We start from the raw sequence: 19,332 nt of genomic DNA, 5'->3' as shown, positions 1-19,332 counted from the left end.
GGCAGTACCCCACCCTTTCTTTAAACGTACAGCTGCCAGTTCTTCTTGAAAGATTCCCAGCGCTGTTTGTCTGCGGTGATACGGATATTTCTTACCGAGTTTTCGTTGTAGTACATCCAATCCGATAACACGATATTGTTTTGGCTGCCGGCATAGTAGCGCATGCGGAAGCGGCGAATATATTGGTTGGGTATTGCCAGGAAGGCTACCTCACGACCGGGGGTGACGTTGGCGACCTCAACGCATTCATGTCCAGTTTTGTCGAACTCATAGACAAATCCGGCGATGGCTTTATCCACCCTGTCGGTTTGGTGCAGGTAGTAGTAACGCACCGGACAGTAAGTTTTGTTGTGCCAGGCAAAGCGGGCTACCACGTTGGGATCGTCAGTGCTGGATATCACCTGGCAGGAAGCGCCGCTACCGAGATGGGGGTCGTGGCGGTTGTTGTTATCCATTTTTGGAAAAAATCCCCCTGACTGCCACAGCATTTGCGGCGGCCGGGTATCCCCCCGGTACAGGCGCCCCGGTGTCATATGCAGGTTAAAACCCGAGCGGCTAAAACGATAACGATACAGATTGAAAGGGATGTCATTGTGGTTCTGAATATTGCCCAGAGCCAAAGGTTCTGACAGTGCGGCTTCACTAGCTTGGCGATACCAGCAATAGGCGCCGCCCAGCAATGTGGTAATGGCGTTTTGACGTCGCTGTATTCCATCCGAGGTGAGCTGTTGTACCGGGTTAGAGGGATTGAAGCCGGTCAACCAGGTATACATTGCCTCTATAAGGCTTTGGGATGTGTTGGATATGCGGGTGTAATCCAGAGTCTGGATCAGTGCAGCCTGAGTCACTAACTGATCAATTCGGGTTAGTCCATCTTTACTGCGGCTGTACTTCCAACTGCAGCGAGAATTCTGTTGAAAATCGGTGGCGTATTCTCGAATAGTTTTTGGTGGGCGGCACGAAGTTTGAATCAACTCTGGGCGAACCAGGTTTCTTACGTAGTTATCTATGTTTGGCGCCAGCATCGGTTAACTCTCCGCTGTTTATAAGTATATTTTTTATTTCCCGTCTATGATTTTCATATTGGGCGCGGCATTAAATAGTAGTTTTATTAAAAATGCAGAACAAATAACACAAAGATAATCGAATTAATTTGAACTTAAAGTAGTTAATCAAATTAATAAAAATTGAAAGGGGGATAGTTTTAAAAAGATTTCGGTGTCAGTAATGGGTAAATGCCATACTTCCATTTCAATCCTCTGCGGTGCTGTATTGCTTTTTTCTGTCAGCAATGTTTCGGCCGATTTTGTCGGTACCCTCAATCTCTATGCCAATGGCGGTAAATACTGGTTTAACAGTGACCGTTTAAACGGAACCCCTTTTCACGGATTGACTTTGCAGGATACCACCGGTGGCGGTGGTGGCCTGGGATTTAATATGACCAACTACTGGGCGATGGAGGGGGTGGTCGATTACTTTATTGTTGGAGTGGATGATTTTCCCGAAAAACTCGAGATTTACAATTACCACCTGGACCTCCTCTACCAATTTGGTGGGCAATTCTGTGGTGATTTTTGTTGGCAGCCATATGTGGCTTTTGGCGTTGGCGAGATGCGCATTAATTATGATAAAGCGCCGAAAAAACGTTACAGGAGATATTACACGGACGAGGATGGGATAGAACGTTACGACTGTAAATATCGGTATAAACACGGTTATAAATATCCTGACTGGCACCCCTACCGGAGATATCTGTGCAACTGGCATGATCGCCAAACCATGGTCAATCTCGGTCTGGGGATAAAATATAGCCTCGGTCCCCGCTGGCAGGCCCGTGCGGATGTGCGACTTTTTCAGGGGGTGGATCACGGTGGGTTGGATGGTTTTGCCAGCGTTGCGATTGGCTACCAGTGGATCGAGTACCCGGACTTTTGGTACGACGAGGATGCGGACGGGATTATCGATGCAACCGATCAGTGCCCACAGACCCCGGTAGGTGTTGATGTTGGCCCCGATGGCTGCCCCATGGATATCGACTTTGATGGCGTGCCGGCCTATATCGATCAGTGCCCGAATACACCAGTCGGCACCGCCGTGGATGAATATGGCTGTATTCGCAGATAGCTAATGCCTTTTTAAAGGCTTCCGGGGTAGCTCCTGGAGGGCGGTGAAGATGCCCTCCAGGAGCTATTTTGATAGGCAAACGGTCGAGTTACTCCCCGCGCAATTGCTCAAGTTGCTCAGAAATTTCCAACCACTCCATTTCCAGAAGGTCGAGAGCTTCGCGATATTCGGTTTGCTCTTTATTGAGACGTGCAATTTCATCTTGCTGACCTCCCATGTAGAGTTGCTCATCGGCCAACTTGCCTTGAACTTTTTGAAGTTTTTCCTCTGTTGCGGCCATTTGCCGCTCAATATTTTTTAATTTATTGGTCAGGGGTTTTAGTTGTTCTCGCAAGGCGGCAGCGGCACGGCGTTGGGCCTTTTTATCTTCTGCAGGTTTTTCCTGATTATCACCGCTTTCTACTGATTTTTCCTCACGCCGCTTTTCCCGGTTAAAACCCAATAGCCACTGTTTGTAGTCCTCGAGGTCACCGCGATAGGGTTCCGCACGACCATTTGCGACCAGAATAAATTCATCGGCGGTATTGGCGAGTAGATGGCGATCATGGGATACCAAAATAACCGCACCGGGGAACTCAGCCAGGGCCATGGTAAGAGCATGGCGCATTTCCAGGTCTAGGTGGTTGGTGGGCTCGTCGAGCAGTAGTAGGTTGGGTTTTTGCCAGGCGAGGATCGCCAATGCCAGGCGGGCCTTCTCTCCACCAGAGAAGCCGGCTACGGTTTCAAAGACCCGGTCGCCAATAAAGCCGTATCCGCCGAGGAAGTCGCGCAGAGATTGCTCACTGGCCTCGGGACTCAGTCGTTGCAGGTGTAATAAAGGAGAGGCCTTGCCATCCAGAGCTTCGAGCTGGTGTTGGGCAAAATAGCCAATAGCCAGATGTTCGCCACATTGGCGCTCACCGCTCTTGGGAGCAAGCTCGCCGGCAAGGGTTTTAATTAGCGATGACTTACCCGCGCCATTGGGACCGAGCAGGCCGATACGGCGGCCGGGCTGAATACCCAGTTGTACTTTCCTCACGACCACTTTGTCGGCGTAGCCGATATCAGTTTCGCGCAGGTCGATCAGCGGATTGGAAGTTTTATCTGCAGATGGCAGGGTGAAGTGAAAGGGTGAGTCCACATGGGCTGGGGCGATTTGTGCCATGCGGTCCAATGCCTTTAAACGGCTCTGCGCCTGTTTGGCCTTGCTGGCCTTGGCGCGAAAGCGCCGCACAAAGTCTTCCATGTGGGCGCGTTCGGATTGCTGTTTTTCGTATTGTATTTGTTGCTGGGCTAAGCGCTCGGCGCGTGTGCGTTCGAAGGCGCTGTAGTTGCCGCTATAAAGCACGAGTTTTTGCTGTTCAAAACTGACAATGCCATCAACCACTGCATCGAGGAAATCGCGATCATGGGAAATAATTAACAGGGTACCGGGGAAGCGCTGTAACCACTGTTCCAGCCAGAGGGTCGCGTCTAGATCCAGGTGGTTGGTGGGTTCGTCCAGCAGCATCAAATCCGCGGGGCACATCAATGCTCTAGCCAAATTGAGGCGAATGCGCCAGCCACCGGAAAAGCTGCGCACCGGGCGCTGTTGTTCCGCGTGCGCAAAACCCAGGCCGTCGAGTAACTGTGCGGCACGCGCGGGCCCGCTATAGCCGTCGATGCTGGCCATACGCTCGTGCAGCTCAGCCAGTTTGTGGCCATCGGATTCCCCGCTGGTTTCAGCCTTTTTGAGCTGGTCTTGCAGGTTGCGCAGTTCCCGATCGCCGTCGAGTACATAGTCGAGGGCCGACTGATCGCTAGCCTCCACCTCCTGGGCCATATGGGCAATTCGCCAGCCACCGGGGATATCCACCTGTCCAGCGTCGCTTTCCAGTTGACCCAGTAGCAACTTAAACAGCGTTGACTTACCACAGCCATTCGCGCCGATAATTCCCACCTTGTGGCCGGGGAATATACGGCAGTCTGCACCGTTTAGCAGGTCGCGCTCGCCTCGATGCAGGGAGACACCTTGCAAATTAATCACTGGAAAAAACCTCTTATGAACAGGCCGATGAATGCTAGGCTATTCGACGTATTTGTACGTATTCGCCGCCGCTTGAGCGCGCCGAACCGCAAAGGGCCTGGATTTTAACGTGACAGATAGCACACCTCCATCCTCTTCCAAGGAAAACCCACTGTGGCAGTTCAGTCTGGACTTCTATCGTCATCAAGGGGTTGAAGACTTCTTGCTCGACTGCCAGGACACGAAGGGGGCCGACGTGTGTTTAATGCTTTGGGCTAGCTATGCAGCGGTTTGTGGACACCAGTTGAGTGAGGAGGGGTGGCGTGTGGCTGATCGCGGTTTGGCACCGCGTCGTAGAATGATTATCAGTGTGCGCCACCTGCGTCGCTTACTAGGGCGCTTTCGCCCTCATACAGTGCGTGTGTACGAAATGTGTAAGCGTTATGAATTGAACTTGGAACGCTTGCAGCTGGCGGCACTTTGGAAAATTTGCCTGGAGGCATGGCCGGGAGATAAGCCTGCGCTACAGCTTGCGGGGCAGCAATATGGGCTTTTACAAAAAGATCAGGTTCACTGGGCAGGTCTAATTGAGAGCTTTATGGCTTCGGTCGAAAATCTGGATGCCGTCTGAATTTTTCAGGCAGCGGCCTTAGCAAACACAGTGTGCTGCCAATAAAATTGGAAGGTTTCTACCTACTACTAACCCCATACTTCCAATAAATTACACCGTAATGGACTGGCTACTTGGCACCCACCCTAATAGAACCGGCCGGGTGCCAATCTGTTTACAAAGTATTAGGAGCGCCTATTCGCCACGGTGACCCTCTGTGGAAAACAGGCTATTGGCCGGTGTAGTTGGCGTAATCGATGGTGCTGGTGGAGTTTGCTCCAGTGGTTTTTGCTGCTCATCAGATGCCAGGTTCTTTGCTTCTTCAGTGGGTTTTTCCTGAATTTTGCTTTCACTGGGTGCGGCTTGCTTGGGTTTTTCCTGTTGCGGCTTTCCTTCTTTGGCCTTTACCTGCTCAGGTTTAGCAACTTCAGAAGTTTTTGTCGCTGTTGCGGCTTTAGGTTGGGTAGCTTTCTTGCTGGCGGGTTTTGCTACTTTTTGCTTGCTCGCGGTGGTAGTTTTTACCGGCTTGGTAGCGGTTTTCTTTGTGCTACTAACTGCTGCCTTCTTTGATGGTTTAGCAGTGCTCGTCTTTTTCGCAGCAGCTTTCTTTTCGCTGGCCTTTGCTGCTACCGTCTTTCTCGTAGATTTTGCCGTGCCAGCTTTTACAGACTTACCAGAGGTTTTACTAGTGGCTTGCTTAGTGGCGGTGGGTTTTTTCGCCTTAGGTTGAATCTTAAGCAGCTCTTTTTCCGTTTTAGCTGCGACTTTACGTACGGTTTCCGCCGCTTTGAGCTCTGCTTTGGCTCTGGCTTGCAGATACTTGGCGTCGGCAGCAGCTTGCTTAGCCTGTTGAAATACCTCGTTAAATTTCTCTACATTGCTTTTAGCGGTTTCCACACGCTTTAGAGCTGCGGGCGTCTTGGTGGTTTTCGCCTTAGCGCGGGCTTCACCCAGCTTGTCCTTTGCCTTACTCAGCTTGTCTTTTGCTGAGGTCAGGTTTTTTCCGGCCTTGAGTACCGCTTTACCGGCATCGGTGATTTTCTTATTGCGGGCTTTGTCCAGTTTTGCGGCGAGTTTGGAAATTTGTGCTTCCAGCTCTGCAACCGGATTGACAGCTTTTGGTTTGGCAGCCATGAGTAAATGTCCTGACGTTTATTATCGATTGGCACTTCCGGATAGTGCGCTCTTCTTCCTTTAAATACGATGGATACCGCTCTAGCAAGAGATATGCGCACCGCGCACTGCCCCAAACTGAAAAGCACTTCAAACAGTCCAGAACAATAACCGGTTACTGGCCGATAATAGCGCTGTTTTTAAAAAAAATGTATGCCGTGTACTGCGAAAAAAGCGTTGTCTGCAGATTTTTTGTGAAGCGGCTGGAACCTGCAAGGGGAATGTGGTGTCCTGCACAGTGTGCGCGTCATCAGTATGCACTGGGAGTCGCCTTGGGTTAGACTTGGGCGCACTGGCGGAAACTGTGCGCCTGGTGGCTTAGGGCCGGAACAGAGTTGCTTGAAATACCGCTGTTGGCGTTGGACCAAGGTCAAGCGCGAATCTATAAACGCAATACGGACAAAGAGACAACACCCATGAATAAATACCCTTTGGCTGCAGCAATTGCCCTTGGCCTGGCGCTGACCGGCTGTAACGAACAGGGACAGAAGCAGGAAAAAGAAGTTGCCCTGGACACTCAGGAGAAGAAGGTCAGCTACATCATTGCCGAAGATATGGCTAAGCGCCTAAAGGCTCAAGATGTGCAGCTGGATCCCAAAGTGGTTGCGATGGCACTGAACGACGTTGCCAGTGGCCGCGAGGATCGCTTGTCCGATGAAGAAAAGCAGCAGACTATTGCCGCTTTCCAGGAGCAGATGCAGAAGAAACAGCAGGAAATGCTGGCTCAGCAGGAGAAAGAATTTAAAGAGAGCGCCGACAAAAATATGCAGGAAGGCAAGACTTTCCTCGAAGAGAACGCGAAGAAAGATGGTGTAGTCACCACTGATTCTGGCCTGCAGTATAAAGTGATTAAAGAGGGTAGCGGCAGCAAGCCAAGCGCTACCAGCACCGTTGAAGTTGATTACAAAGGTACCCTGATTAACGGTGAGGAGTTCGACAGCTCTTACGCGCGCGGTGAGCCGGTTCAGTTTCCGGTAAACGGGGTAATCAAGGGCTGGACAGAAGCTCTGCAACTGATGAAAGAAGGCTCCAAGTGGGAACTTTATATCCCCTCTGAGCTTGCTTACGGTCCCGGTGGTGCAGGCGGTAAAATTGGCCCCAATGCCACTCTGATTTTTGAAGTGGAACTGCACAAAGCAAATGTTGCTGGTGATGAGGGTTCCGAGAAAAAAGAAGAAAAGAAAGAAGAAGCTCCATCTGAATAATCTGACTTTTCGAACTTTACTGAAAAAGGGCGCCAATAGGCGCCCTTTTTTTGTGCTTGAATTTATTTCGCTTGGCTACCTGGTTTTATTTAAAGATTAAATGCATTCGCAGATATATTCCGGCTAACTGGTCGTCAGCCGGCGAGTGAAGGCGAGCAGAAAATAGGAGTCCCTGGGCAAAGAAAAATTGCATGCAACAGGAGGTGGTTGTGCTAAGCAATCCGATTTTTGTGAGCGGTGTGTAACAGGGCGATCATTCTGTCTTCGGAGCTAAAGCGGGTTTCTAGCGCCTCTCCCAGTTCGGACAGATCCGGTGCCAGGCTGGAAAGATCGTCCGTCTCCAGATATTTATCGTTGAAATCAACGGCGATATCTGTAGTTCTATCGATATCATCGTAGAGTTCACAGGCTTTTTGCAGACCTTGTTTATCATCGAAGGCCTGCCCCTCACGCATCAGTTGTTCATAGACCTCAAAATGACCGGCCGACACATAGTCCACCAGCAGCTGGCACAGCTGACGGACACGGTCTTCGGTTTCAGGGTCATCCTCGCTGAATTCCTTTTTTTCGGAGAGGTGGTAGAAACTCACTAATAGGTTTTGTCGTGACTGAAGCCAGCGGTCAATAATTTCGCTGACACCACCCCAGCGCTCCCGCGCCGACTTGCAATTTTCCAGCATCGCCAAGATGTCCTTTTGTTACTGTTGCTGCAGTGGCAGCTTATTAGCTTTTTGCTGATCTCGAAGGCCCTTAGGAAGATAGGAGATTCCCCCGCCGGCAGCAAGGAGTCAGGCGCAAAGTACGTCAGAATGCTGTGACGGCTGTGTGAATTTCACTGCTCGCGTCGGCAGGTGACTCAGGGGGCGATAATTAGCGGTAACAATAGCGCGCTTAAGGCGCCACAGAGCCCCATAGCGAGGGCGGCGCAGGCACCGCAAAGTGCGCTGATTTCCAGTGCGCGTGCCGTACCCACAGCATGGGCATTGATGCCGAGCACCACCCCGAGAATCCGCTCGTCGCGAATACCCAGGCGGCGTACCAGCGGCGGCCCAGCCAGGGCTCCGAATACTCCAGTGAGCACCACAATTGCCGCGGTTAAGCTTAAGGTTGCGTGAATCTTTTCAGCCAGTGCCAGTGCGATGGGTGTGGTAATGGATTTTCCACTAAGGGCGAGTAGTACAGACTTCCCCATTCCGAGTAAAAGTGCGATCCCCACGGCAACCGCGGGGGCTAACAGGGCTCCGATGGCGATGGTTACCAGCAGAGGCCAGCCAGCGCGGCGAATCACTGTCAGGTTTTGTTTCAGCGGTACGGCCAGCGCGACTACGGCCGGACCCAGTAAGACGTAGAGTAAACCGCTGGCATCCTGGTAGTCGCGGTAGGGGATATCCAGGCTATAGAGAGCTGCGAAAACTAGCAGACTTGCGGTGATTATCGGGTGTAGCAGTACCGTACCCGTGCGTCGGTACAGCAGCACCCCAAACCAGAAGGCACCACAACTCAATGGCAGGGCAAACAGCGGGCTGTGTAGTAACTCACTACTCATTGTTGTGCACTATATCGGTTTTTCTGAGTAGGCGGCGCAGCAACAGAGTGCATAGCGTAAGGCTGATCAGGGTGCCAAAAAGAATTGCGGCGAGCAGGCCCAGCCAATCGGATAAGGAGAGATCGCGCAGAAAGAAGACCCCAGTGGCGGCGGGTAAAAATAGCAGCGGCAGTAAAAAGAGCAGCTGTGCACTGACTTTTGCCAGGCCGCGGGGCACGCTGCCGTAGACCATTAGGCCCACCAGTAGCAGCAACATCCCCACTACAGTACCGGGCACCGGTAGGGCGAGCGCCTTTCCGATCAGGCTACCGAGCCGTTCGCAGCCAAACAGGATTGCGATACCGAGCACCCAATGGGCTAGCTCGCGTGGGGATGGTGCTGTCATTGGCAAAGGGCGGCTCCGCTGAGCCGCGGTTTAGTGTCCGGTTGATTCAGGCTTTGCGAAATGCCTGCCAGCCGCCAAATAGGATCAGTCCGGCAAAACCGATAGCGGACCAGCCGGGGATACTGAGGCCCATCATGGTCCATTGGACTTCGGCGCAGTTGCCGTCGCCGGTGAGCAGTGCCTTTAGGACATCGGCCATAGGAAAGACCTCCATCATGTAGCTGACGCTGGGTCCGCAGGCGGGCACCTGGCCCTCCGGCAGGCTCTGCAGCCACAGCTGGCGCCCGGCAAAATAGAGGCCGCCCAGAGCCCAAATGGAAACCAGCAACCCATAAACGCGCCGGCCGATCGTTGCAGGATTGTGCAGGAAGGCTATGAGAGAGACCAGTCCAATGCCAAGTAACATCACCCGCTGGGTAATACACAGCTTGCAGGGCTCCAGGCCCCGAGCGTACTCCAGATAAAAGGCGGAGCCGAGCAAAAAGACGACAATTAGAAATACCAACAGAAAGGTAATGCGCGGGTTGGGTAAGGTCATGGTTTATCGGATCCTGAATAGTGCTGCCGAAAGCGCTGGGCTTCGAGATTCAAGTCGGTTAGTAGTTTATTGAAATTGTTTTCCAGTTTTGCCCGCCCGCTACTGAGCTCAGGCAGTATTTCCTGCAGCGCAACCGGTTGGCGCAGGCGCTGACCTACCCGCTCCAGGGTGAGGCCGATGATGCGTTCCTCGCGGTAACTCTGCAGTAATTTAATTTGCTCGGCACGGGCCATAAATGCCCGTGCCTGCGGCGGAATATACCGGCTGTGGCTGCGAAAGTCTCTCCAGCACTGGTCGCAAAATTCTTCCAGGCTCTGTGGATGCCACTCCTGCCAATGCTGTGCCAACAGATGGTCGAACCAGATATCCAGTGCGATACCGGCATAGCGGCGCCAGCTGGGGTCCAACTGCGCCAGGGCCTCACGATAAGAGGCATTGCTGTCGGTGCTGGCATCAATGCGGCGGTGCAGTTTGATACCGGCCTCAATGGCCTCCGGCCGCTCGCCTTTGAGTGGACCCTTCACAAAATCTCCGAGTAGCCCACCCAAGCGCCAGCGGGTGTCGGGACCAGAAAGCAGCAGGTGGGCGAGATAGTTCATGCGCTCAATCCCTATGGGGCGGATATCCGGACCCTGCGCCGGTGCTCTGTGTTGCCAGGGCTAGCCCTGGCAACACATATATTGCGCGTAGTAGTGGCTGAGGAATTCCTCGAAGGAGCCCTTGTCTTCCGCTTCCACGCGCTTTTGTCTGAGCAGGGACTCCTCGGCTTCACGAGAGAAATCCCGCACCGACTCGCTGTCGAGAGGGCGCTCGAGAAAGTAGCGGCGATGTTGCTCGGCTTTGTGCATAGCCCAATGGTAGAAGTTCAGGTTTTGCTCCTGCATTTCCGCCAGGATCTGCTGGGCTGGGGTGGGTATCTCCCCTTTGACCTTGGCGCGCTGAACTCCTACGGCACTGCGGTACTGGTCGCCGCCCCAAGCGCTGTCGAGCAACTCGGCTACAGTATCCACCTCCCCGAGTAGCTGGGAAGCCCACTCACTGAGCTGCCGCTCGCTTCCGTTGCAGCGCAGCTTGAGGCCGGGCTCGTGGCCGCGATAGACGATACGCTGTTGGTTTTCCTGGGTCGAACGGTAATCGACCTCATCGGTCTCGGGGCTCTCTGTCAGCAGGCAGTGCAACAGGAAGCTGTCGATAAAGCGCATTTGTTGCGCATCAATGCCCAGCGGCATAAACGGGTTCAGGTCGAGGCAGCGCACCTCGATATATTCGACTCCGCGATTATCTAGTGCCGCCAGGGCGGTCTCGCCGCGTTTGGCGGGATTCTTTGGCCTGATCGGTGAATAGAATTCATTTTCGATTTGCAGCACGCCGGCGGAAAGCTGCTGATACTGTCCATCGCTATCCTTGACTCCGAGCTCGTTGTAGGGGCCATAGGGCCGGCTAATCGCTGAACAGAGCGTGGACAGGTAGCTACGCAAGTTGTTGTAGCAAACCACCAGAGACTGCTGCACTTCGCTGTTGTAGCCCAGGTCGCCCATGCGCAGGGAGGTGGCGAAGGGAGCGTGTAGGGTGTGACCGTCGCCGTTAAAAGCTTCGAGCTTATGCTGGCGTCCTTCGACAAAAGAGGAACACACCGCAGGTGCGGCTCCAAACAGGTAGATCAGCAGCCAGTAGTTGCGGCGGAAATTACGGATCAGGTCGAAGTAGCGGCGGGTCTTGAATTCGCACAGGGCTTCACTGCTGCCTTCGAACTCGTGCAGCCACAGCCAGAATTCATCCGGCAGAGAAAAATTGTAGTGGATACCGGCGATGGTCTGCATGGCGCGGCCGTAGCGCAGGCCGAGTCCCAGCCGATAAATGGTCTTCATAGTGCCGCTATGGGAATCTCCGTAGCGGGCCACCGGGATATCGCTATCGGCGCCGATAACACAGGGCATGCTGTTGACCCACAGGCGTTCGTCTCCGATCTGGCTGTAGGTAAAGCGATGAATGCGGTCGAGAATCCGCAGGGCTTCCTCCGGGGTAGCCACCGGAGGGGTAATAAATTCCAGCAGCGCCTCAGAAAAATCGGTGGTGATGCTCTCGTGGGTCAGCGCGGAGCCCAGTGTCTGCGCGTGTGGCGTTTGCGCCAGGGTGCCGTCGTGGGCGACCCGCAGACTCTCTTTTTCCAGGCCGCGACGTATGCCCTTGAGCAGTTGCACGGGTTTGGCCTGGGATAGGGCAGCCAGGTGGGGAATAGGCACTCGAATCTCCTTGGTACTACCGGAACTCTTTCTTGTTGTCGCCGTTGGGGCTACTTGTGCCGGTGCTAAAAGAATCTCCGCTCAGGCGGCAGACTCCGATTCCGATTTGTGCTCGCCGGGTTGTGCGGGCGTCTCATCCGGGGTTTGTGCTGGCGCGACCTCAGGAGCCTGTTCCGGGGCCACTTCCGGCTCTGGCTGTGGTTCCAGCTCGGTGGGCTCTGCAGCCGGGATCTCCTCTGGTACACCGGGCTCGATCTCCGGATCCTCGGGCGCCGAAGATTGCTCAGCCAGGGCTTCTTCCGGTATCAGTGGCTGGGCTTTGGGGTTCAGCGCACACTGCAGCAATTCGATACGCAAGCCGACATCACGGGTATTGGCCTCGAACATCTGGTTGATGGCGACATCTTTATGCTCGCTGCGAAACAGTTTGTTGGGCTCGCGGCCATCAAGCCATTCGCCGCTTTTGCTCAGGAACTGCTGGTGCTGGTTTGTCAGCACATACACGTGACTCATTGTGTTGGGCAACTTTGATGCTGTGACAGAAAGGCAGTTTAGCGACGGGTGCTTTATGGCTCAAGAAGTCTGTGGGGGTGAAAGCGGCAAACGCCCGCCCCGGGAGGATAAGGCGGGCTGCTAGGGACGAATTAACCGGCCCTAGAGTGTTTGCAGCGGGTAGTTTTCGGGGTAAGGCAGGCGGGCACAGCCGCTGTCTACCGCTGCGCGCGCTACTGCGGCGGCAACCTCCGGAAGCAGGCGTGGATCCGTGGGTTTGGGCAAGATATAACTTGGGCCAAAGCTCAGTTCTACCCCGCCGTAGCCCTCGCGTACCGAGTCCGGCACCGGTAAATGGGCGATCTTACGGATGGCTTCAATTGCGGCCAGCTTCATCTCTTCATTGATACGCGCCGCACGCACATCCAGCGCGCCACGAAATATGAAGGGAAAGCAGAGTACATTGTTGACCTGGTTGGGGTAATCCGAGCGCCCGGTAGCCATGATCAGGTCGTCGCGTACGCTGTGGGCCAGCTCTGGTTTGATCTCCGGATTTGGATTTGAGCAGGCGAATACCACTGGCTTCGGCGCCATGCGCTGCAGCTGTTCGGCGGAGAGCAGATCTGGGCCCGATACTCCGAGGAATACATCGGCACCGGTGATAGCGTCATCGAGGGTGCGCATATCAGTATCCCGCGCCCACTCACCTTTATAAGCATTGATATCGGTGCGGCCGGAGTGAATTACCCCACGGCTGTCGAGCATGGTGATTTGATCTTTGCGTGCGCCGGCGGCCAGCAGCAGTTTGCAGCAAGCGGTGGCGGCGGCACCAGCTCCAAGGCACACCATGCGCACGTCGCTGATTTTCTTTCCCTGGATCTCCAGGGCATTCAGCATGCCGGCAACGGTCACAATTGCAGTGCCGTGCTGGTCGTCGTGGAATATGGGTATTGGGCAGCGCTCAATCAGTGCCTCTTCAATATGGAAGCACTCAGGCGCTTTAATATCTTCGAGATTGATGCCGCCGAAGGTATTGGCGATGGCGGCAACTGTCTGAATAAACTGCTCCGGGCTGTTGACGTCCACTTCGATATCCACCGAGTTGATATCGGCGAAGCGCTTGAACAGTAGTGACTTGCCCTCCATCACCGGCTTGGAGGCCAGTGGGCCCAGGTTACCGAGGCCGAGGATGGCGCTGCCGTTGGAAATGACCGCCACCAGGTTGCCTTTGCCGGTATAGCGATAGGCGGCCTCTGGGTCCTTGGCAATTTCACGCACAGGTTCCGCCACACCGGGACTATAGGCCAGCGACAGGTCCTCCTGAGTTTCAGCGGGGGTGGTCAGCTCGACTGAAAGTTTGCCGGGGCTGGGGAGTGCGTGGTAATCGAGCGCTGCCTGGCGCAATGAATCCGTCATTTGGGGGCTGTTCTCTCGAAAACGGGGGGCGACACTTCAGGCGTCATCCCGGTTACTGCGGGTTTCAGAGAATAACCGAGGGGTGCTTGCAGTCACAAGCGCACAGAGGCAATGAAACAGCTACTTATTACTATTTTGCCCTTAACATCTGGCCAAATTCAGGATGATCAGCCGTCTAATATTCAATTTGAAGGATAAATTTACTGCTAATAACGAATATATTAAGCGATACAAATCGATTTCGCCCCAGCGCTCTGGATCTGTGCAGAGCGCTGAATTTGCAGCACAAAAAAGGGCGCCGTGGAAAATTCCAGGGCGCCCTTTCTGAAGTACCAAAGTACCTCTTTATTCGGATTACTTGCCGATGCGGCTGCCGAAACGCTTCTTGAAGCGGTCCACGCGTCCACCGGTAGTAGCCTGCTTCTGCTTGCCGGTGTAGAAGGGGTGGCACTGGGAGCAGACGTCGATCTGCAGGTCTTTGCCCAGGGTGGAGCGGGTCTTAACAACATTACCGCAGGAGCAAGTAGCGGTGATGTCGGTGTAGTTAGGATGGATATCTGCTTTCATGATTGCCTCTTTCCGAAACCGCCACTCGATCTGTTGCCGGGCACGGCATCGTCGTTGGAGCAGGAACCGGATTGGTTCCAGGCTGATTAAAAAGTCGGCGCATACTATCAGATTAGCGCCGGGGTTCAAGCCCAAATACAAGGCCGGGTAATGGTGTTATTCCGCGGCGGCGATAAGTTGCTGCAGAGCCTGCAGGTGCTTGTTCAGCGCCTCTCGCCCGCTCTCAGTGAGGCGATACCAGGTGACGGGTTTACGCTCTACAAAGTCTTTGCGCAGAGCAATATAGCCCTGCTCTTCCAAGCGGCGCAGCTGTGCGCCGAGGTTGCCATCGGTTACCTGCAACTGCTCCTTGAAAAGAGAGAAGCTGATTTCCTCGTATTTCGCTAGTATCACACAAATCGCGAGGCGTACCCGGTGTTCGAGGACCGGGTCCAAGTCCGCAAGGGCTTTCATTGCGCCGCTCCATTAGTTTGCCTGGCCCGCTGTACCAGGCCGGTCCAAACAAGTCCACAGCCGATCGCCAGGCCGCTCAGTACCCAGGCGTAGGGCGGTGTCAGCAAAATGATCAGCAGGTAACTGGCCAGCATCAATATACCGCTGTAGAGCAGTGGGCGGATCAGGTGGATACCGGCGAGGCTATAGGAGAGTCCGGCTAAAAGCAGAAATTGCTCCGGGCCAGCGGCGTTGGGCTTGGCGATCATTGTGGCCAATATCAACAGGAAACCGATCCCAGTTACCAGCCAGTGCCAACCATACTTGCGACCAAAGGTACTGTTATTGATGCCAGTGCAGCGTGCTGTTCGCTCGCCCAGCCACCAGCTGAACAGTCCGCCGGCGGTACTCGCCACCAGGAAGTAATACACGGTGAGTTGCGGGGCCAGGTCCGCCAAAGCGAATCCGATAAAAATTAGTAGTCCCCACAAGAAATAGAGTGATGGGATGCCGTTCTCCACTTGGTTACTGCGCACGGCATCGCTGACAAAATCCAGGCTGTCTTTGAGTTTTTCCATATCGGTCATGGCTGTCTTCCTTGCTAACTTAGTGAACTCTAAATATTAGAGTTGATTTATAGAGTACTCTGAATTTTAGAGTTGGCAAGTAAAATTTGCAGTCTCTGTACCTTGTCGTAACAGCCAGTACACTAGCGCCTTTTACCGAGGTTATTGGGGGCGGGGTGCAGCAGACGGTACCAAAGACAGTGCAACAGGGAGTTATCCTGCGGTTGGCGGTGCCAGTGCCACTGCGGCGTCTCTTCGATTATCTGCCCCCGGAGGGCCTCAATCCCGCTGAATTGAAACCCGGCCAACGCTTGTGGGTACCTTTTGCTGGGCGCAAATTGGTAGCCGTGTTGGTGAAGGTAGTGCTGGAGTCGCCGCAGGCACAGCTGAAACCGGCGCAGGAACTGATTGATAGCAAAGCCCTGTTCGACAGTGGCGCGCGCAAACTTCTCAACTGGATCGCCGACTATTACCAGGCCCCGGTTGGAGAGGTTTACGCCGCCGCCCTGCCCGCCGCGTTGCGCAAGGGCAAGCCGGCTGATCATTGGGCTGAGCAGTGGTTGCAACTCACTACCGAGGGCAAGGGGCTACCGGAATCTGCACTGGCGCGGGCGCCCAAGCAGCAGGCCCTGTTGCAACAATTACTGCGCGCCGGCCAGCAGAGCCGCACCTACCTGAAAACCCAGGGGCATACTCCGGCGGTGATTCGCGCCTTGCAGGAGCGCCAACTGGTGGAGTGGGTCTCGGGTCCTACGGTGCCGCCGCCGATGCCGGCTGCGGAGGCCACTCCGCCACCGCAGCTGAATAGTGAGCAGCAGCAGGTACTCGCTGCGGTAGATTGCAGTTGCTTTTCCGCCACCTTGTTAGAAGGCACCACTGGCAGTGGCAAGACCGAGGTCTACCTGCGGTTAATGGAGCGGGTTCTGGCCGAAGGGCGCCAGGCCTTGTTGTTGGTGCCGGAAATCGGTCTCACTCCGCAGACCTTGCGGCGCATCGCCGCGCGCTTTCCCGAGCACAGTATCGCCGCCCTGCACTCGGGGCTGGCCGAGGGCGAGCGTGCCCAATCGTGGCTCGCCGCCTCTGAGGGCCAAGCGGATATCGTTATTGGCACCCGCTCGGCAATTATGACGCCACTGCCGAGACTCGGTGTGGTGTTAGTAGATGAGGAACACGACGCTTCATTTAAGCAACAGGATGGTGTGCGCTATTCCGCCCGTGACCTGGCGGTGGTTTTGGCGCGCAACAGTGATGTGCCGGTGCTGCTGGGTTCTGCAACGCCTTCCCTGGAAACCTTGCACAACGCCCTTAATGGTCGCTATCAACATTTGCGCATGCGCCAGCGCGCCGGCGATGCGCGCCCGCCGCAGATCCACGTGGTGCCGACCCTACGCGAGCCCTTGGAAGAGGGTTTTTCGCCTCAGGTTTTACGTCATATCGGCGAGACACTGGCTCGCGGAGAGCAAGTGCTGGTGTTTATTAACCGGCGTGGCTTTGCACCGGCACTCAACTGTGATGATTGCGGCTGGATTGCCGACTGTCCGCACTGTTCCAGTAAACTCACCATGCACCGACGCCAGCGCCAGCTGCGTTGTCACCACTGTGATTATCGCCGCCCCCTGGTGGATACTTGTCCGCAGTGCCACAGCCGCTCAATCTCTGCCCTGGGAGGCGGCACCGAGCGCAGCGAAGAGTTGCTGGCGCGGCGCTTTGCCGATTACCCGGTAATTCGCGTTGACCGGGATACCACCACCAGTAAGCAGGCTCTCGATCGCTTGCTGGCGCCGGCCCGCGATGGCGAACCCTGTCTGTTACTGGGCACTCAGATGCTGGCCAAGGGGCACCATCTACCGAGGGTGACCCTGGTGGTGATCCAGGATGCCGATGGCGGCTTGTTCAGTGCCGATTTTCGCGCGCCCGAGCGCACAGGCCAGTTGCTTGAGCAGGTGGCGGGGCGCGCCGGGCGCGGCAGCTTGAGTGGCCGCGTATTGGTGCAGAGCCGCTTCCCGGAGCATCCGCTGCTGCAAATGTTGTTGGAAAAAGGCTACGGGACTTTTGCGCGCCAGCTGTTGCGCGATCGTGCGGTGGCACAGCTGCCTCCGACCCACGCCATGGCACTGGTGCGGGCCGAGTGTGAGGAGCCCGCCTGGGCCGAGGAATTTCTGCATAATGCACGCCTATTTATGCAATCCCTAGTGCCGCCCTCACCCCAGTTGCAATATCTGGGTCCGGTGCCGGCGCTGCTTGAGCGCAAATCTGGTCGCTACCGTTTTTATGTTCAGGTGACCGCACAAAATCGCGCCCAGTTACAACCCCTGCTGGCCCGGGTATGTGCCTGGGCCGAGAGCAATAAGAATCGCCGCTTGCGCTGGGCGGTGGACATGGATGCGCAGGAATTGTCGTGAATTTTGCGAGAGAGCAATGCCCTTGTGTAAATTGGCGGTACAATTTGCCCGCTGAGTAGACTATCCAGGGAAGAATTCCACCATGAGCCGTCGCAACACGAAACGCCGCAGCAAAAGTGCCTCGGGCAAACCCGCATGGGTGTGGTTTGTACTGGGCAATGCCGTGGGTGGCTTTGCGGTGTTCTTGCTGCTGCAGTTCGGTGTGGCCGGCAATGGCAAAGGTGCCGCTGGTGACAGAGCTCCGGCAACCAAACCGACGGCGCAGGCGCCGTCAGAACCGCGCTTTGATTTCTATACCATGCTCAAGGAAAACGAAGTTTCGGTACCGCCACCCAAGGTGGCCAAGCCCGCCATTCGTGGAGAGTCTTCCTCCAATAAACAAGGGGCTGCTGATAAGGTCAAAGCGCAGGTTTATATCTTGCAGGCCGCCTCTTTCCGCGAGGCGGCGGAAGCCGAGCGCCTGCGCGCCCAGCTCACCCTGGCCAATCTGGATGTCAAAGTGGAGTCTGCCAGTGATAGCCGCGGCACTTGGCATCGGGTCTTGGTTGGCCCCTTTGACAACCGCTCGCGCATGGCCAAAGCCCGCCAGGTTCTGGCAGAACATCGCCTGATGCCGCTGGTATTGAAGCGACCTGCAAATTAAATCAACCGCTGGATTCCTCGTCTGGCGCCGCCAGTTTGCCCAGCAGACTTTTTATTACCGGTCTGATCAGTGGCGGCAATCCCAGGGAAATTATCCAGGCCAGTAACCAGGCCCGGCCCCATATCGGCAGAAATCCTTCGCTGAATCCCTGGTGGGAGTAGGTAATCGCCCCAGAGATTACTCCCGACATCACGCAGGTCATAACCAGGGTGAAAAGCGGCTTGAAGTAGCGGGAGGGAAGCAGAGCCAAGAGGCGAATCCGCAATGGATGACGGGTTCTCAGTATAGCAATTGGCCCTTCTCTTATTGAAATCGGTGCGTCCCGTCCTCACTTATCTAATCTGACTAATTTTCCCGGCGTGTAAGGCAACAGGCCTTGCACAGCCACAGTACACGCGTAATCCGAGAGGTCTCCATTGGAACAGTATCGCGGAACCACCATTTTATCCTGTCGCCGCAACGGCAAAGTTGTGATTGGCGGCGACGGCCAGGTGTCTCTGGGCAACACCATTATGAAAGGCAATGCGCGCAAGGTGCGCCGACTTTATAAAGATAAGGTTATCGCTGGTTTTGCCGGTGGCACCGCCGATGCCTTCACCCTGTTTGAGCGTTTTGAAGCCAAGCTGGAAGCCCACGGTGGCCAGCTGACCCGCGCTGCGGTGGAGCTGGCCAAAGACTGGCGCACAGACCGCGCCCTGCGTCGCCTGGAAGCTCTATTAGCGGTGGCAGATGACAGCGCTAGTTTGATTGTGACTGGCAACGGCGATGTGATTCAGCCGGAAGATGACCTGATTGCTATCGGTTCCGGCGGCCCCTTTGCCCAGTCGGCAGCGCGCGCGCTGCTCGACAATACCGATATGGACGCGCGCTCGATCGTTGAGCAGGGCTTGAAAATTGCCGGTGATATCTGCGTCTACACCAACCACAACAACACTATCGAAGAATTGACTTACTGACCGGGCGCTCTCAGAAAAAGCGCCTGAGTCCAGCGGGCTGCAACCTGGCC

Annotated in this window: 21 protein-coding genes; 6 read left to right on the top strand and 15 right to left on the bottom strand. The window is 55.1% G+C overall.

The window, feature by feature from the left end; genetic code table 11:
* Positions 1 to 20: 20 nt before the first annotated feature.
* Positions 21 to 1,025 carry a hypothetical protein gene (locus MJO52_RS20740; protein WP_252083863.1) on the bottom strand — a complete coding sequence of 335 codons (1,005 nt, stop codon included), beginning with the start codon at positions 1,023 to 1,025 and terminating at the stop codon, positions 21 to 23.
* A gap of 202 nt (positions 1,026 to 1,227) precedes the next feature.
* Between MJO52_RS20740 and MJO52_RS20735 the strand changes: the two genes are divergently transcribed.
* Entirely contained in the window at positions 1,228 to 2,124 is an 897-nt protein-coding gene (locus MJO52_RS20735; RefSeq protein WP_252083862.1) for an outer membrane beta-barrel protein, read from the top strand.
* Positions 2,125 to 2,212: 88 nt separating this feature from the next.
* Here the strand turns inward: MJO52_RS20735 and MJO52_RS20730 are convergent, their stop codons facing one another.
* Positions 2,213 to 4,129, bottom strand: a complete 1,917-nt coding sequence (locus MJO52_RS20730) for an ATP-binding cassette domain-containing protein (RefSeq protein WP_252083861.1) — start codon at positions 4,127 to 4,129, stop codon at positions 2,213 to 2,215.
* Between the two features lie 109 nt (positions 4,130 to 4,238).
* Here MJO52_RS20730 and MJO52_RS20725 point away from each other — a divergent pair, with 109 nt between their 5' ends.
* Positions 4,239 to 4,739, top strand: coding sequence for a TIGR02444 family protein (locus MJO52_RS20725; RefSeq protein ID WP_252083860.1), 501 nt, complete (start codon positions 4,239 to 4,241; stop codon positions 4,737 to 4,739).
* Positions 4,740 to 4,913: 174 nt separating this feature from the next.
* Here the strand turns inward: MJO52_RS20725 and MJO52_RS20720 are convergent, their stop codons facing one another.
* Positions 4,914 to 5,852 carry a hypothetical protein gene (locus MJO52_RS20720; protein WP_252083859.1) on the bottom strand — a complete coding sequence of 313 codons (939 nt, stop codon included), beginning with the start codon at positions 5,850 to 5,852 and terminating at the stop codon, positions 4,914 to 4,916.
* A gap of 455 nt (positions 5,853 to 6,307) precedes the next feature.
* Between MJO52_RS20720 and MJO52_RS20715 the strand changes: the two genes are divergently transcribed.
* Positions 6,308 to 7,096, top strand: coding sequence for an FKBP-type peptidyl-prolyl cis-trans isomerase (locus MJO52_RS20715; RefSeq protein WP_252083858.1), 789 nt, complete (start codon positions 6,308 to 6,310; stop codon positions 7,094 to 7,096).
* 212 nt (positions 7,097 to 7,308) lie between these two features.
* Here MJO52_RS20715 and rsd read toward each other — a convergent pair whose 3' ends face one another.
* The 11 genes from rsd to MJO52_RS20660 form a co-directional block, all read right to left on the bottom strand.
* Entirely contained in the window at positions 7,309 to 7,776 is a 468-nt protein-coding gene (gene rsd, locus MJO52_RS20710; protein ID WP_252083857.1) for a sigma D regulator, read from the bottom strand.
* 176 nt (positions 7,777 to 7,952) lie between these two features.
* Positions 7,953 to 8,642, bottom strand: coding sequence for an LrgB family protein (locus tag MJO52_RS20705; protein WP_252083856.1), 690 nt, complete (start codon positions 8,640 to 8,642; stop codon positions 7,953 to 7,955).
* Complete coding sequence (locus tag MJO52_RS20700; protein ID WP_252083855.1) at positions 8,635 to 9,027, bottom strand: CidA/LrgA family protein; 393 nt, start codon at positions 9,025 to 9,027, stop codon at positions 8,635 to 8,637. The genes MJO52_RS20705 and MJO52_RS20700 overlap by 8 nt, the downstream gene beginning before the upstream one ends.
* A 46-nt stretch (positions 9,028 to 9,073) precedes the next feature.
* Positions 9,074 to 9,565 carry a disulfide bond formation protein B gene (locus tag MJO52_RS20695; RefSeq protein ID WP_252083854.1) on the bottom strand — a complete coding sequence of 164 codons (492 nt, stop codon included), beginning with the start codon at positions 9,563 to 9,565 and terminating at the stop codon, positions 9,074 to 9,076.
* Positions 9,562 to 10,164: an ACP phosphodiesterase gene (locus tag MJO52_RS20690; RefSeq protein WP_252083853.1), complete on the bottom strand. Its 603-nt coding sequence runs from the start codon at positions 10,162 to 10,164 to the stop codon at positions 9,562 to 9,564. The genes MJO52_RS20695 and MJO52_RS20690 overlap by 4 nt, the downstream gene beginning before the upstream one ends.
* 60 nt (positions 10,165 to 10,224) lie before the next feature.
* Positions 10,225 to 11,808 carry a glutamate--cysteine ligase gene (gene gshA, locus MJO52_RS20685; protein WP_252083852.1) on the bottom strand — a complete coding sequence of 528 codons (1,584 nt, stop codon included), beginning with the start codon at positions 11,806 to 11,808 and terminating at the stop codon, positions 10,225 to 10,227.
* An 81-nt stretch (positions 11,809 to 11,889) separates the two neighbouring features.
* On the bottom strand, positions 11,890 to 12,321 hold the full coding sequence (locus tag MJO52_RS20680; RefSeq protein WP_252083851.1) for a hypothetical protein: 432 nt from the start codon (positions 12,319 to 12,321) through the stop codon (positions 11,890 to 11,892).
* Positions 12,322 to 12,462: 141 nt separating this feature from the next.
* On the bottom strand, positions 12,463 to 13,716 hold the full coding sequence (locus MJO52_RS20675) for a malic enzyme-like NAD(P)-binding protein (protein ID WP_252083848.1): 1,254 nt from the start codon (positions 13,714 to 13,716) through the stop codon (positions 12,463 to 12,465).
* 354 nt (positions 13,717 to 14,070) lie between these two features.
* Positions 14,071 to 14,283: a 50S ribosomal protein L31 gene (gene rpmE / locus MJO52_RS20670; protein WP_083922744.1), complete on the bottom strand. Its 213-nt coding sequence runs from the start codon at positions 14,281 to 14,283 to the stop codon at positions 14,071 to 14,073.
* A gap of 156 nt (positions 14,284 to 14,439) precedes the next feature.
* Complete coding sequence (locus MJO52_RS20665) at positions 14,440 to 14,736, bottom strand: winged helix-turn-helix domain-containing protein (protein WP_252083847.1); 297 nt, start codon at positions 14,734 to 14,736, stop codon at positions 14,440 to 14,442.
* The gene (locus tag MJO52_RS20660) at positions 14,733 to 15,302 is read right to left on the bottom strand and encodes a hypothetical protein (RefSeq protein WP_252083846.1); all 570 of its coding nucleotides are present in this window, start codon (positions 15,300 to 15,302) and stop codon (positions 14,733 to 14,735) included. The genes MJO52_RS20665 and MJO52_RS20660 overlap by 4 nt, the downstream gene beginning before the upstream one ends.
* A 155-nt stretch (positions 15,303 to 15,457) precedes the next feature.
* Between MJO52_RS20660 and MJO52_RS20655 the strand changes: the two genes are divergently transcribed.
* Both MJO52_RS20655 and MJO52_RS20650 read left to right on the top strand, forming a co-directional pair.
* A complete protein-coding gene (locus MJO52_RS20655; protein WP_252083844.1) occupies positions 15,458 to 17,683 on the top strand; it encodes a primosomal protein N' in 2,226 nt (741 codons plus the stop codon).
* An 82-nt stretch (positions 17,684 to 17,765) separates the two neighbouring features.
* The gene (locus MJO52_RS20650; RefSeq protein WP_252083843.1) at positions 17,766 to 18,326 is read left to right on the top strand and encodes an SPOR domain-containing protein; all 561 of its coding nucleotides are present in this window, start codon (positions 17,766 to 17,768) and stop codon (positions 18,324 to 18,326) included.
* A 1-nt stretch (position 18,327) separates the two neighbouring features.
* On the opposite strand, the gene MJO52_RS20645 is transcribed toward MJO52_RS20650, so the two are convergent.
* Entirely contained in the window at positions 18,328 to 18,576 is a 249-nt protein-coding gene (locus MJO52_RS20645; protein ID WP_252083842.1) for a DUF2798 domain-containing protein, read from the bottom strand.
* A gap of 166 nt (positions 18,577 to 18,742) precedes the next feature.
* Between MJO52_RS20645 and hslV the strand changes: the two genes are divergently transcribed.
* Positions 18,743 to 19,282, top strand: a complete 540-nt coding sequence (gene hslV / locus MJO52_RS20640; protein WP_252083840.1) for an ATP-dependent protease subunit HslV — start codon at positions 18,743 to 18,745, stop codon at positions 19,280 to 19,282.
* Positions 19,283 to 19,332 lie beyond the last annotated feature (50 nt).

The organism is Microbulbifer variabilis (assembly GCF_023716485.1).
Classification (GTDB): Bacteria; Pseudomonadota; Gammaproteobacteria; order Pseudomonadales; family Cellvibrionaceae; genus Microbulbifer; species Microbulbifer variabilis_B.
Note: the sequence above shows the minus strand (reverse complement) of the source record. Positions and strands in the feature narration are given on the sequence as shown.

Excerpts from the sequence above, each read along its gene's own strand:
- MJO52_RS20715 (WP_252083858.1), top strand. The coding sequence starts at position 6,308 with ATGAATAAATACCCTTTGGCTGCAGCAATTGCCCTTGGCCTGGCGCTG.
- MJO52_RS20680 (WP_252083851.1), bottom strand. The coding sequence starts at position 12,321 with ATGAGTCACGTGTATGTGCTGACAAACCAGCACCAGCAGTTCCTGAGC.
- MJO52_RS20660 (WP_252083846.1), bottom strand. The coding sequence starts at position 15,302 with ATGACCGATATGGAAAAACTCAAAGACAGCCTGGATTTTGTCAGCGAT.
- rsd (WP_252083857.1), bottom strand. The coding sequence starts at position 7,776 with ATGCTGGAAAATTGCAAGTCGGCGCGGGAGCGCTGGGGTGGTGTCAGC.
- MJO52_RS20720 (WP_252083859.1), bottom strand. The coding sequence starts at position 5,852 with ATGGCTGCCAAACCAAAAGCTGTCAATCCGGTTGCAGAGCTGGAAGCA.
- MJO52_RS20735 (WP_252083862.1), top strand. The coding sequence starts at position 1,228 with ATGGGTAAATGCCATACTTCCATTTCAATCCTCTGCGGTGCTGTATTG.
- MJO52_RS20665 (WP_252083847.1), bottom strand. The coding sequence starts at position 14,736 with ATGAAAGCCCTTGCGGACTTGGACCCGGTCCTCGAACACCGGGTACGC.
- MJO52_RS20650 (WP_252083843.1), top strand. The coding sequence starts at position 17,766 with ATGAGCCGTCGCAACACGAAACGCCGCAGCAAAAGTGCCTCGGGCAAA.
- MJO52_RS20690 (WP_252083853.1), bottom strand. The coding sequence starts at position 10,164 with ATGAACTATCTCGCCCACCTGCTGCTTTCTGGTCCCGACACCCGCTGG.
- MJO52_RS20700 (WP_252083855.1), bottom strand. The coding sequence starts at position 9,027 with ATGACAGCACCATCCCCACGCGAGCTAGCCCATTGGGTGCTCGGTATC.
- MJO52_RS20675 (WP_252083848.1), bottom strand. The coding sequence starts at position 13,716 with ATGACGGATTCATTGCGCCAGGCAGCGCTCGATTACCACGCACTCCCC.
- rpmE (WP_083922744.1), bottom strand. The coding sequence starts at position 14,283 with ATGAAAGCAGATATCCATCCTAACTACACCGACATCACCGCTACTTGC.
- MJO52_RS20695 (WP_252083854.1), bottom strand. The coding sequence starts at position 9,565 with ATGACCTTACCCAACCCGCGCATTACCTTTCTGTTGGTATTTCTAATT.
- MJO52_RS20740 (WP_252083863.1), bottom strand. The coding sequence starts at position 1,025 with ATGCTGGCGCCAAACATAGATAACTACGTAAGAAACCTGGTTCGCCCA.
- MJO52_RS20705 (WP_252083856.1), bottom strand. The coding sequence starts at position 8,642 with ATGAGTAGTGAGTTACTACACAGCCCGCTGTTTGCCCTGCCATTGAGT.